Raw genomic sequence first — 11,758 nt, 5'->3', positions numbered from 1 at the left:
CAGTCTTTTCTCATGACCGAGAGCTTCCGCCGCAGCGGCGAGTACCCCCAGGGCGACGACCACGGGTCCGCGTACCCCGAGCAGCAGTCGCATCACTCCGCCCCCGTGAATCCCGAGTGGCCTCCACCGCCGGCGTACGACCCGGCCGCGCCGGTCCACGTCGAGCCGGGCACCACCGTGTGGCCGGGCTCCGGGCACGGTGGCAGCGGCGGGGACGGCGGCCACGGTGCCGGCCCCTACGCCGGCCATCCCGGCCCCGACCCGGTCGGCTCCACCGCGGCCTTCGCCTCGGCGGCCCCCGGTCATCCGGAGCCCCCCGCGAGCGCCACCGGCAAGCGGCGCGCCAAGGGGCCGTTCGCCCTGCTCGCCGCCGTGGCGATCGTCGCGGCCGCGATCGGCGGCGGTACCGCGTACGCCTTCCAGGAGCTGACCGGCAACGACACCGTCGCCACCTCCAGCACCACCAGCGCCAACGTGGTGCCCACCAGCCAGCGCGGCACGGTCTCCGGCGTCGCCAAGGCGGTCAGCCCGAGCATCGTCGAGATCGGCGCGACCTCGAACGCGGGCTCGTCCACCGGCTCGGGCGTGATCATCACGACCGGCGGCGAGATCGTCACCAACAACCACGTCGTCTCGGGCGCCTCCGCGATCAAGGTGCAGCTGAACGACGGCAAGTCCTACACCGCGAGCGTCGTCGGTACCGACAGCAAGAAGGACCTCGCGCTGATCAAGCTGGACAACGCGCCCTCCGGCCTGAAGCCCGCGACGCTCGGCAACTCCGACGGCGTCCGGGTCGGCGACCAGGTCGTCGCGATCGGCTCCCCCGAGGGCCTGACCGGCACCGTCACCAGCGGCATCGTCTCCGCCCTCGACCGTGACGTGACCGTCTCCACCGACGAGAGCCAGGGCCAGCAGCAACAGCAGGGCAGCGGCGGCAGCGGCAGCGGCGACCAGTGGCCGTTCGAGTTCGGCGGCCGCCAGTTCAACGGCGACACCGGTTCCTCCACCACGACGTACAAGGCCCTCCAGACCGACGCCTCGCTCAACCCGGGCAACTCCGGCGGCGCGCTCATCGACATGAACGGCAACATCGTCGGCATCAACTCCGCGATGTACTCGGCCGCTTCGGACTCCTCGTCGTCCTCGTCGAGCGCGGGCAGCGTCGGCCTCGGCTTCGCCATCCCGATCAACACCGTCAAGTCCGACCTGGCCACGCTGCGGGCCGGCGGATCCAACGGCTGAACCCGGAGGTCGCCATGAAGATCGAGCGCGTCCCGCACACCGCCCCGGCGGGCGACCGGGCCGGCGACCCGGCCGGAATCGGCCTGGCCCTGACGGTCGCCCGCGAGCTGCACGCACCCGCGCGGCGCGCCCCGGAACTGGCCCCCGCCGTCTCCCGGCCCGCCCCTCGGCGAAGCTCCACCCGCCGCCGTACCGTACGAAGCTGATCCATTCCGGGACAGCCCCGAACGTGCGAGGCTGAAAGCACCCGATCACGCCCCATCCCACCCGAGGAACCCGACACCCATGAGCTCCGCCGAAGGCGACCGTGACACCCAGCGCATCCTGATCGTCGACGACGAGCCGGCCGTGCGCGACGCACTCAAGCGCAGCCTCGCCTTCGAGGGGTACGACACCGAGGTCGCGGTCGACGGCGCGGACGCCCTGGAGAAGGCGACGGCCTACCAGCCCGACCTGGTCGTCCTCGACATCCAGATGCCGCGCATGGACGGCCTCACCGCGGCCCGCCGGATGCGCGGCGCGGGCACGACCACGCCGATCCTCATGCTGACAGCCCGTGACACGGTCGGTGACCGGGTCACGGGCCTGGACGCCGGCGCGGACGACTACCTCGTCAAGCCCTTCGAGCTCGACGAACTCTTCGCCCGCATCCGCGCGTTGCTGCGGCGCAGCTCGTACGCGGCGTCGGCGGGCGCCGTCGTCGAGGACGACGCGCTGACCTTCGGCGACCTGCGCATGGACCTGTCGACGCGCGAGGTCACCCGGGCGGGGCGCCCGGTGGAGCTCACCCGCACCGAGTTCACCCTGCTGGAGATGTTCCTGGCCCACCCGCGCCAGGTCCTCACCCGCGAGCAGATCCTCAAGGCCGTCTGGGGCTTCGACTTCGAGCCGTCGTCGAACTCCCTCGACGTCTACGTCATGTACCTGCGCCGCAAGACGGAGGCGGGCGGCGAGCCGCGCCTGGTCCACACGGTCCGCGGCGTGGGATACGTACTGCGGGCCGGCGGCGCGGAGTGATGCGCAGATTCAGGTCGCTGCCCCTGCGCTCCCGGCTGGCCCTGCTGGTGGCGGCGGCGGTGGCGTTCGCGGTGGCGGCGGTGGCGGTGACGTGCTGGTTCATCGTGCGCGGGAAGCTGTACAACGAGCTGGACAACGAATTGCAGTCGTCGGCGACCCGCCCGCAGGGCAGGAACATCGCCAGCACCATCACCAACTGCGGCAATTCCGCGAACGACCCGTCCGGCCAGCCACCGACCGACGCCGGAGGGTTCCGGGCCCAGTTCGAGTCCTACCTCCAGGTGGTCACGGCGGACGGTCAGTCCTGTGTCGCCCCTGTCTCACCGGGCAAGATCGAGATCGCAGGCAGCGACACCGCCTTCGCCAAGAACCCGGTCGCGCGCCACGGCGTCTTCCGCAACGGCACCGACACCAAGGGCAACCCCCTAAGGGTTCTGACGGTCCCCCTGGCCATCGGCGATCCGAACGGCACGACGTCGATCGTCCCGGACGCCGCGACCATGTACGCCATTCCCCTCAAGGGCACCAACTCCACGCTCAACGAACTGGCCCTGGTACTCCTGCTCGTCGGCGGCATCGGCGTGGTCGGCGCCGGGGCGGCCGGGCTCTGGGTGGCGCGCGCCGGGCTTCGCCCGGTCGACGAGCTCACCGAGGCCGTCGAGCACGTCGCCCGCACCGAGGACCTCACCATCCGCATCCCCGTGGACGAGGACAGCGACGACGAGATCGCCCGGCTCTCCCGTTCCTTCAACTCGATGACCGCCTCCCTCGCGAGCTCCCGCGAGCTGCAGAACCAGCTCATCGCCGACGCCGGGCACGAGCTGCGGACGCCGCTCACCTCCCTGCGTACGAACATCGAACTCCTCACCCGCAGCGAGGAGATCGGCCGCCCGATCCCCCCGGCGGACCGCAAGGCGCTGCTCGCCTCGGTGAAGGCGCAGATGACCGAGCTGGCGGCGCTGATCGGCGACCTCCAGACGCTGTCACGGTCCGACGCGGAGCACCCGGCCGACCGGGTGGAGGTCGTGGCACTCCAGGACACCGTGGAAGCGGCCCTGCGCAGGGCCCGGCTGCGCGGACCGGAGCTGACGATCACGGCCGACCTTCAGCCCTGGTTCGTCCGGGCGGAGCCCTCCGCGCTGGAGCGGGCGATCGTGAACATCCTCGACAACGCGGTGAAGTTCAGCCCCGCGGGCGGCACGATCGACGTGCGGCTGAAGGACGGCGAACTGACCGTGCGCGACCACGGCCCCGGCATCCCCGGTGACGAACTCCCGCACGTCTTCGACCGCTTCTGGCGTTCCCCCGACGCGCGGGCGCTGCCCGGATCGGGGCTCGGCCTGTCCATCGTGGCCCGCACGGTCCAGCAGACCGGCGGCGAGGTGTCGCTGCGCCCCGCGGAGGGCGGCGGCACGATCGCGGCCGTCCGGCTTCCGGGGGCTCCGACCGGCCCGCCCGACACCCTTTGACCGGCTCCCGGTCATGAGCGAGCCCCCACCCGGACGCGGGTGGGGGCTCGCCGCTCTTCGGTCTACTGAACGACCGTGATCCGGTCCGCCGCCGGGACCGGGTACGGCGTCGCGGCCGAGGAGTTGGCCGTCAGGTAGGCGCCCAGGGCCGCCAGGTCGTCGCCGCCGACACGGACGTTCGTGCCCTTGCCGAGTTCCGCGAAGCCGTCGCCGCCGCCCGCGAGGAAGGAGTTCATCGCGACGCGGTAGGTGGCGGCCGGGTCGATCGCGGTGCCGTTGAGCCTGACCGAGTCGGCGACGACCCGCGCCGCGCCGGTCCTGGTCAGGTCGAGCGTGTAGGTGAGGCCCTTGGAGATCTGGAGGATCTTCGGAGCGGCCTCGTTGGCGCCGCTGACCTGCTGCTGGAGTGCGGTGATCACCTGGGCGCCGGTGAGGTCGACCAGGTTCACGGTGTTGGCGAACGGCTGGACCGTGTACGCCTCCCCGTAGGTGACCACCCCGTCGCCCTCGCCGCCGCTCGCCGTGTAGGTGAGTCCGGCGCGGATGCCGCCCGGGTTCATCACCGCGAGGTCGGCCTCCTGGTCCACGGACTTGGCGTACGCGAGCTGCGCGTCGGCGATCAGGTCGCCGGCCGGGGACTCGGTGCCGGTGTTGCCGATGTCGCCCGCGATGTAGCCGAGGGGACGCGAGGCGACCGGCGCGGAGAGCGCCTTCCACTTGGTGATCAGGGATGTCATGTCGGCGGCCTTCGGCACATCGCGCGTGACCACGTGGTTCGCGGACTTCACCGCCGTACGGGCGATGTCACCGGTCCAGCGGTCGTACGTCAGCGTCGTGTCCGTGTAGAGCCGCCCGAACGAGGAGGCCGAGGTGACCATGCGGGGCCTGCCCGCCGGGTCGGGGATGGTGCACGCGTACGCCTGGTGGGTGTGGCCGGTGATCAGCGCGTCCACGGCCGGCGTGACGTTCTTGGCGATGTCGACGATCGGCCCGGAGATGCCGTCACCGGCACCGGGGCTGTCGCAGTCGTAGTTGTACGACTGCGAGGCGGGCGCCCCGCCCTCGTGGATCAGCGCGACGATCGACTTCACGCCCTGGTGCTGGAGCTCCTTGGCGTACTTGTTGATCGTCTCGACCTCGTCACCGAACTTCAGGCCCTTGACGCCCTCGGCGGAGACGATGTTCGGCGTGCCCTCCAGCGTGACGCCGATGAACCCGATCTTGACGCCGTTCTTCTTCCACACCCAGTAGGGCTTGAGGATCGGCTTCCCGGTCTTCTCGTCGGTGACGTTCGCCGCGAGGTAGGGGAAGTCGGCGCCGGTGAACTTCTCGCCGCCGGAACAGCCGTCCGTCGGGTGGCAGCCGCCCTTCTGGAGCCGGGCCAGCTCCTTGGCGCCCTCGTCGAACTCGTGGTTGCCGACCGAAGTGACGTCGAGGTCGAGGCCGTTGAGCGCGTCGATGGTGGGCTCGTCGTGGAAGAGGCCGGAGATCAGCGGGGAGGCGCCGACCATGTCACCGGCGGCCGCCGTGATCGAGTACTTGTTGCCCTTGCGGGCGTTGCGCAGATGGGTGGCCAGATACTCGACACCACCCGCGTCGATGGTCTTCGTCGTGCCGTCCGCCTCCAGCTCCGTGACCCGGCCGGAGGACCCGGTCGGCGGCTCCAGATTGCCGTGCAGGTCGTTGAAGGACAGCAACTGGACGTCCTGGTAGCGACCGCTGCCGTGGTGGTGCAGCGGCGTCGCCTTGTCCTGGTGCGCGCTGGCGGGCATCGCCGCGGCCAGCGCGCCGACGGTGGCGAGTCCGGCGGCGGCCGCGAGAAGGCGCTGTGCGCGTCTGGACCGGATCGTGGGCGGCATGGTTCCCCCTGGAGAACGGTGAGTGGCCGAAACGGTGTGCCGTGCGTGAGCCGTGCGTGAGCCGTGCGGGTGGTGCGGGCCGTGCGAACCGCGGGCCCGCACGTGGTGCGCGCCGCGCGGGCCCTCAGGTCGCGCGCGTCGCGCGAACCGCTGCCGGACCGCTGCCGGACCGAGCCACGGTCGCGGCTTTGCATGCACTTTAGAATCAACGCGCGTAGCGCAAAAGGGGGTTCGCGGTTACGGACGGATTGCCATCGCCTCACCGGGAACCGACACCCATGTCGCCACCCCCCTCTCGGGCGCCCCTCCCGGCCGCCCGCCCGGCCTCCCGCCACGATCCGTGTCCGCGCCGCCCAACTCCTTGTCCCCCCACCGCCGAGCCGTACCCTCGTATGCATGACCAGCGACGACGCGGCACCCTTCGCCCTCACCCGCTCCATCGAGACCTACTCCGTGCTCTCCCCGGGTCAGGCCGAGGACGTGCTCCGGCTGCTCTCGGAGGCCGCTCGGGCCGACGGTCAGCAGGCGGTGTCGGAACAGGGGCGGCTCCAACTGAAGGGCGGGAGCCGTGAAGGCGTCCGGCATCTGCTGCTGACCCTCGGCGACGAACTGATCGGCTACGCACAGTTGGAGGACACCGACCCGGTCGAGGCCCCGGCCGCCGAACTGGTCGTCCACCCGGCGCACCGCGGTCACGGGCACGGACGGGCGCTCGGTTCGGCCATGCTCAACGAGTCCGGGAAGCGGCTGCGCGTGTGGGCCCACGGCGGGCACTCCGCCGCCCGGCATCTCGCGCAGGTCCTCGGCCTCACCCTCTTCCGCGAACTGCGCCAGATGCGCCGCCCGTTGGAGAACCTCGACCTGACCGAGCCGAAGCTCCCGGAGGGAGTGACCGTCCGGACCTTCGTGCCCGGCCAGGACGACGGCGACTGGCTCGCCGTGAACGCCGCCGCCTTCGCCCACCACCCCGAGCAGGGCTCCCTCGCCCAGCGCGACCTCGACGACCGGATGGCCGAACCGTGGTTCGACCCGGCCGGCTTCTTCCTGGCCTTCCGGGGCGACGAACTCGTCGGCTTCCACTGGACCAAGGTCCACGCCGAGGAGGGACTGGGCGAGGTGTACGTCCTCGGCGTGCGCCCCGGGGCCCAGGGCGGCGGTCTCGGCAAGGCTCTGACCACGATCGGGCTGCGCCACCTCGCCGCGCAGACCCTGCCCACCGCGATGCTCTACGTCGACGCCGACAACAAGGCTGCGGTCACCGTCTACGAGCGTCTCGGCTTCGTCACCCACGAGACGGACCTGATGTACCGAACGGAGTCCTGACCCGACATGTACCGAACGGAGTCCTGACCCGACCGAGTTCTGACCTCTCGGAGCACGACCTCGCGGAGCACGAGCGCCTTTTCAGGGGCTGAAGTCAGCGGTGGGCAAGGAGGGTCGTCCGGCGTCGCCGCAGAGGTTCGGCCACGGAGCACACCCCCACCAGCGCCGCCACGGCCAGGACGCCCGCCCACCGCCGGTGCGCGTCGTCCCAGTGCGGGTCGAACGGCGCCACGAAGAGCGCCCAGCGGTCGGGGAGCAGCAGGGTGGCGGCGAAGGACGCGCCCACGAGCCCGGCGGACAGCGCGACCCCCGGCTCGGTGGCCTCCGAGTGCCGTACGGCGACAAGCGCGGCGGCCAGCGCGAGGACGACGAAGGCCGCCGCCTCCAGGGTGATCGCGCCCACCGGGGGCCGGCCCTCGGCGGGTATGAGGAACAGCGCGGCCGTCCACCACGACGCCATGAACGGTACGACGAGACCCACCCGCAGACCGATCCGCACCGGCCGTCTCGTCGGAACCGCCGCCGTGGTGTGCCGGGCCGGATCGTCGAGCAGGAACGTCAGTCCCAGAGCGAAGGCGAGCGCCGCGGCCCGCAACAGGTTGAGACACAGCCATGGATCCGGTGGACCGGCGAACATCCGGGGAATGCCGGCCAGCAGCAGCCCGAGGACCGCGCCTGCCGCCAGGGCCCAGTGCGGCAGGCTGCGCCACACGGGCCGGAGAAGGGCGAAGGCCACCGCGTACGCGGGTGGGGGGCCGAGGGTTTCAGCAGGGCGGCCCGCAGCACCCACGACGTCCTCCACCGCTCCCCTGTCCTTCACCGCTCCCTTCTCCTTCACCGCTCCTCTGTCCTTCACCTCGCCCCTCTCGTCCCTCTCTCTCCTCGCCCCCGCTACTCCTCGCACGATCCGCTCCCGGAATCCGCCGCGGTCCCCTTGCCGTCGACCGGCACTCCCAGGAGCTCGGCCACCCGTGTCGTGGACGTCTTGGCGGACGTCAGCTCCGTCCAGTGGGCCTTCACCTTGGCGGCGACGCTGTAGTGCGGCATCTTCAGCAACTCGCGCACCACGGTGGTCTGTTGGGCGGACATGGAGATGGGGCTCGTCGGGGCCAGCGCGATGGCGGAGCCCGTGATGCTGTCGTCCAGCCGGACGTTGCGGAGGGACTTCATCGGGTCCGGCTGGGTGCTCAGCGCAAGCCACATCGTGGTCACCGCACGCGCGTCGCAGACCTTCCCGGCGGTGGCCTCGTCGCCCAGGACCAGGACCGAGGCGACACCGACCGCGAACTCGGGGAGGCGGTTTCCGCCCCAGCGCGTGCCGACCGTCACGGTGCCCCGGGTGGTGGACGGGGGAATCGCGGCATCGCTCTGAAGGCCGTAGCGAGCGTCGATCCGCTGTCGCACGGTCAGCCGCTCGCCCCCGGCGGAACCACCCGCAAGGGACTGGATGCGGTCGACGGCGGCGGCCCAGTCGGCGGTGCGACCGGCCCACTCCGGGTAGGCGCAGTACGTGGACCGTCCGTGCTGGACGCAGGTCTGCGCCTTCTCCGGGGTGACGGACATCTTGGCGCGGGCCGCGAGCAGCGAGGCCGGCTCGCCCGGGGACTGTCCGGCCACACCGGCGGCGGTCACCGCGAGGGCCACCACGGTCACCGATCCGACCAGCCAGGTCCGGCCGCCGCTCCTCAGGACGGCGAGGCAGAGCAGCAGTACCGCGAGGCCCGTCAGATAGAGCGCGTGCCAGGCGGCCGGGCGGCCGAGGAGCCCGGAGGGGAAGGGGTCGGCGCCCTCGTCGGAGACGACCGGTCCGAGCCAGCGCACCCAGTGCGTCCCCTGGGTGGACGCGGAGGCCAGGAAGGTGAGGACGTAGGCGCCGATCACGAAGGGCGGTGCGATGAAACCGATCGGTATCACCCGGGCGAGCAGGACTCCGAGGGCACCGCCCAGGAGGATCGCCAGCGGGCCCACGGCCAGTTCGGCGGGTGAGCCGTGGCCCACGGCGCCCGGTTTCAGCGCCGCCCAGGTGAACTGGAAGCCGACGACCAGTGCGGTGATCGCGGCGAACGGCAGGACGGACAGTCCGTGCGCCACCGTGCGCCGCCACTGCTCCATGGGCAGGATGTCGAAGTGCCGGTCGGTGGTGTGCCGTCGGGAACGCAGCACGGCGCGGTTGACGCCGACGAAGACGGCGATGCCGAGCAGGAGGGGTGCCGACTGGGTGGACCGGTCGACGTCCTGGAGGACCGGGAAGTCGTCCATGCCCTCACGGCCGGAGAACAGTGTCCATCCGGTGTAGCCGACGTACAGCACGAGGAAGACCAGGACCGGGATCTGGAGCAGCAGTTCGCGTGCTTCGAAACGGGCCAGGGCCAGGACGGCGGCCGCCCGGGATTCCCTGCCCCGGGCAGGCGGCTCCACCCCCGTGGGAGCCGCCTGCGTGATCGTGCTCGTGGTGGCGCTCATGCCGTCACCGCCGCGGTCTCGGCGTCGAGAGTGAGCAAGTAGCCGTCCTCCAGGGTCGGTTCGAGGAGTTCGGCGCCCTCGGGAGGGTCGCCGACATTACGGAAGGCGCCCGTGCCCGTTCGCCATCCGGCTCGGGCGGCCGGATCGCGCTCGGTGCCGCTCCACACCCGGCCGGCCGCTCGGGCGGTCAGCTCGGCGGGGGTGCCCTCGAAGCGGATTCGGCCGCCGGCCATGACGATCACCCGGTGGCAGAGCATCGCGACGTCCTCGGTCTGGTGGGTGGAGAGCAGGACGGTGCGGCCTTCTCCCGCTTGGGCGATCAGTTCCCTGAAGCGCATGCGCTGTTCGGGGTCGAGGCCGACGGTCGGCTCGTCGAGGACGAGGAAGCCGGGGTCGCCGACGAGCGCGGCGGCCAGCGCGACCCGCTGGCGCATACCGCCGGACAGCCGCTTGATGCGCTTGCCGCGGACATCGGACAGGTCGACGGCCTCCAGCACCCGGCGCACCTCGCGGTGCCGGGCGGTGCGGTCGGTCAGTTCCTTGAGGATCGCCACGTAGTCGACGAACTCGAAGGCCGAGAAGTCCTGGTGGAAGCCGGGGGTCTGCGGCAGATAGCCCAGGGCGCGCCGCACGTCCAGGCGTCCGGCGGTGGTGGCCGGGTCGTGTCCGAGGACCGTGAAGGAGCCCCGGTCGGCGAGCACGGCGGTGGCGAGCACCCTCAGCAGGGTTGTCTTTCCGGCGCCGTTGGGCCCGAGAAGTCCGGTGACTCCCTCGGCCAGGCGGACGGAGATGTCGTCGAGCGCGAGTGTCCCGCCGAAGCGGAGGGTCAGGCCGGAGGCCGAGACGGTGGGGATCATGCGGGGTTCCTGTCGGTGAAGTCGGTGAGCGGGAGGCAGGACGCGTCGAACCGGTCCCGCACGAGGTAGAGGAGTCCGGCGGCCAGTGCCGCGACGGCCCCGGAGACGCCCTGCCCGGCCGCCGTGAACGGGGCGAGCGTGGTGTCGGACTCCGTGGTCGCCCGTGCCACGGCCAGCAGGGCGATCCAGCCGCCGCCGACCAGGGAGGGGGCGAGCACGGGTCCGAACCGGGAGCTGAGCGCGAGTCCGGTCGCGGTGAGGGCGAGGGCGGGCAGCAGCCAGGCCAGGGCGTGCAGTCCGTAGGAGGGCAGGGCGACGGTCGCGAGGCCGTTGAATCCCAGGCACACGGTGAGCACCGAGACCGTGCGGATCATCAGGAGCCGGAAGCCGTGCAGGGGGGAGACGACCGCCATCTCGTACGTCGGGTCGATCGCCGGACCGTAGGAGAGCGCGACCCCGGCGAGCGGGAGCAGCGGCGCGAGGGCCAGGAAGAGGATGGGTGTGGCCCCGGCCCGCACCTCGTTGGCCGCGACCACGGTCATGCCCAGCAGGGCGACGATCGAGCCGAGCCAGGAGCGGCGCAGGACGGGGGCGGCGGCCAGCAGCCGCGCCGTGTGGTCGGCGACGCCGAGCCGGACGAGCAGCCACTCGACCGGTCCCGGCCGGGGGGCGTCGAGCTCGGCGTCGAGCCGCTCCCACCCGGCGTCCAGGGCGACCGGGTCGCTGAGTGCGGCCAGCGTCTCCCGGCACCGCGGGCACGCGGCGAGATGGGTGTCGGCGGACCACATGTGGGGCGGCGCCAACTCGCCCTGCGCATAGGCCCGCAGGTCCTCCTCCGGCACATGCCAGGCCCTGCGGCTGCCGCCGCTCAGGTCGCTGTCGCCGCTCATGTCGCTGTCATCGCTCCCGCGACGGTCGTCGCTCATGCCAACGCCTCCCGCAACTGCTTGCGCGCACGCAGTGCCCGCGTCTTGACCGTGCCCGGCGGAATGCCGAGCAGGACGGCCGCTTCCCTGGTGCTGAGTCCGTCGATCACCGTGGCCTGGAGGACCGCACGGAGTTCGGGTGAGAGCCTGGTCAGCGCGCCCGCCAGGTCGCCGTGTTCGACGCCTGCCAGCACGCGCTCCTCCGCCGAGGCCTCGTCGCGGTGCCGGAGCCGGGCCAGCGCGTGCCGCAGCCGGCCGCGCGCGCCGTCGCCCCGTATCGAGTCGACGAGGCGCCGTGAGCCGATGCGCCACAGCCAGCCGGCCGGGTCGCCCTCCTCTCGGTAGCGGGCGGTGCCGCGCCAGACCGCGAGGAAGGTCTCCTGGACGACGTCGTCGACGATCCCGGCATCGGCGCACCGGCCGCGCAACCGCGCGGTCAGCCATGGCGCGTACCGCCGGTACAGCTCTTCGAAGGCGCGACGGTCCCCGTCCGCTGCGATGGCCCGCAGCAGCTCTCCGTCGCTTCTCGTTTCCCTCACATCCCCTCATCGGACGAGCCCCGCCGATCGGTTCACACATCGGCCAAGAATTTCTGGCGACCC

Annotated in this window: 11 protein-coding genes; 5 read left to right on the top strand and 6 right to left on the bottom strand. The window is 72.0% G+C overall.

The annotated features are described in order from the left end of the window. Positions 1–12 precede the first annotated feature (12 nt). The 4 genes from OHT01_RS21460 (at position 13) to OHT01_RS21445 (ending at position 3,728) form a co-directional block, all read left to right on the top strand. Positions 13–1,242 (top strand): S1C family serine protease, encoded by a 1,230-nt coding sequence (locus OHT01_RS21460; RefSeq protein WP_328554736.1) that lies wholly within the window; start codon positions 13–15, stop codon positions 1,240–1,242. 14 nt (positions 1,243–1,256) lie between these two features. Continuing rightward, positions 1,257–1,448, top strand: a complete 192-nt coding sequence (locus OHT01_RS21455) for a hypothetical protein (RefSeq protein WP_328554735.1) — start codon at positions 1,257–1,259, stop codon at positions 1,446–1,448. 79 nt (positions 1,449–1,527) lie between these two features. Next, entirely contained in the window at positions 1,528–2,259 is a 732-nt protein-coding gene (locus OHT01_RS21450) for a response regulator transcription factor (protein WP_328554734.1), read from the top strand. Continuing rightward, a complete protein-coding gene (locus OHT01_RS21445) occupies positions 2,259–3,728 on the top strand; it encodes a HAMP domain-containing sensor histidine kinase (RefSeq protein ID WP_328554733.1) in 1,470 nt (489 codons plus the stop codon). Before OHT01_RS21450 ends, OHT01_RS21445 begins: the two co-directional genes overlap by 1 nt. 62 nt (positions 3,729–3,790) lie before the next feature. Here the strand turns inward: OHT01_RS21445 and OHT01_RS21440 are convergent, their stop codons facing one another. Continuing rightward, positions 3,791–5,587 carry a bifunctional metallophosphatase/5'-nucleotidase gene (locus OHT01_RS21440; RefSeq protein ID WP_328554732.1) on the bottom strand — a complete coding sequence of 599 codons (1,797 nt, stop codon included), beginning with the start codon at positions 5,585–5,587 and terminating at the stop codon, positions 3,791–3,793. A gap of 396 nt (positions 5,588–5,983) precedes the next feature. On the opposite strand from OHT01_RS21440, the gene mshD reads away from it, so the two are divergent. Then, a complete protein-coding gene (mshD, locus tag OHT01_RS21435; protein ID WP_328554731.1) occupies positions 5,984–6,910 on the top strand; it encodes a mycothiol synthase in 927 nt (308 codons plus the stop codon). Positions 6,911–7,004: 94 nt separating this feature from the next. Here the strand turns inward: mshD and OHT01_RS21430 are convergent, their stop codons facing one another. Genes OHT01_RS21430 through OHT01_RS21410 form a run of 5 tightly spaced genes read right to left on the bottom strand, consistent with a single transcriptional unit; the run spans position 7,005 to position 11,695 of the window. After that, positions 7,005–7,748 (bottom strand): ABC transporter, encoded by a 744-nt coding sequence (locus tag OHT01_RS21430; RefSeq protein WP_328554730.1) that lies wholly within the window; start codon positions 7,746–7,748, stop codon positions 7,005–7,007. Positions 7,749–7,801: 53 nt separating this feature from the next. Beyond that, a complete protein-coding gene (locus OHT01_RS21425) occupies positions 7,802–9,373 on the bottom strand; it encodes an ABC transporter permease (protein WP_328554729.1) in 1,572 nt (523 codons plus the stop codon). Then, a complete protein-coding gene (locus OHT01_RS21420; protein ID WP_328554728.1) occupies positions 9,370–10,230 on the bottom strand; it encodes an ABC transporter ATP-binding protein in 861 nt (286 codons plus the stop codon). The genes OHT01_RS21425 and OHT01_RS21420 overlap by 4 nt, the downstream gene beginning before the upstream one ends. Then, positions 10,227–11,120, bottom strand: a complete 894-nt coding sequence (locus OHT01_RS21415; protein WP_328558205.1) for a zf-HC2 domain-containing protein — start codon at positions 11,118–11,120, stop codon at positions 10,227–10,229. Before OHT01_RS21415 ends, OHT01_RS21420 begins: the two co-directional genes overlap by 4 nt. Positions 11,121–11,152: 32 nt before the next feature. Further along, the gene (locus tag OHT01_RS21410) at positions 11,153–11,695 is read right to left on the bottom strand and encodes an RNA polymerase sigma factor (protein WP_328554727.1); all 543 of its coding nucleotides are present in this window, start codon (positions 11,693–11,695) and stop codon (positions 11,153–11,155) included. Between the last annotated feature and the right edge of the window lie 63 nt (positions 11,696–11,758).

Origin of the sequence: Streptomyces sp. NBC_00358, from assembly GCF_036099295.1 — a bacterium.
In the GTDB taxonomy this organism is placed as follows: Bacteria; Actinomycetota; Actinomycetes; order Streptomycetales; family Streptomycetaceae; genus Streptomyces.
Note: the sequence above shows the minus strand (reverse complement) of the source record. Positions and strands in the feature narration are given on the sequence as shown.

What these genes read in the sequence shown, in the direction of transcription:
- OHT01_RS21420 (WP_328554728.1), bottom strand. Translation starts at nt 10,230, where the DNA reads ATGATCCCCACCGTCTCGGCCTCCGGCCTGACCCTCCGCTTCGGCGGG.
- OHT01_RS21440 (WP_328554732.1), bottom strand. Translation starts at nt 5,587, where the DNA reads ATGCCGCCCACGATCCGGTCCAGACGCGCACAGCGCCTTCTCGCGGCC.
- OHT01_RS21415 (WP_328558205.1), bottom strand. Translation starts at nt 11,120, where the DNA reads ATGAGCGGCGACAGCGACCTGAGCGGCGGCAGCCGCAGGGCCTGGCAT.
- OHT01_RS21445 (WP_328554733.1), top strand. Translation starts at nt 2,259, where the DNA reads ATGCGCAGATTCAGGTCGCTGCCCCTGCGCTCCCGGCTGGCCCTGCTG.
- OHT01_RS21455 (WP_328554735.1), top strand. Translation starts at nt 1,257, where the DNA reads ATGAAGATCGAGCGCGTCCCGCACACCGCCCCGGCGGGCGACCGGGCC.
- OHT01_RS21425 (WP_328554729.1), bottom strand. Translation starts at nt 9,373, where the DNA reads ATGAGCGCCACCACGAGCACGATCACGCAGGCGGCTCCCACGGGGGTG.
- mshD (WP_328554731.1), top strand. Translation starts at nt 5,984, where the DNA reads ATGACCAGCGACGACGCGGCACCCTTCGCCCTCACCCGCTCCATCGAG.
- OHT01_RS21460 (WP_328554736.1), top strand. Translation starts at nt 13, where the DNA reads ATGACCGAGAGCTTCCGCCGCAGCGGCGAGTACCCCCAGGGCGACGAC.
- OHT01_RS21450 (WP_328554734.1), top strand. Translation starts at nt 1,528, where the DNA reads ATGAGCTCCGCCGAAGGCGACCGTGACACCCAGCGCATCCTGATCGTC.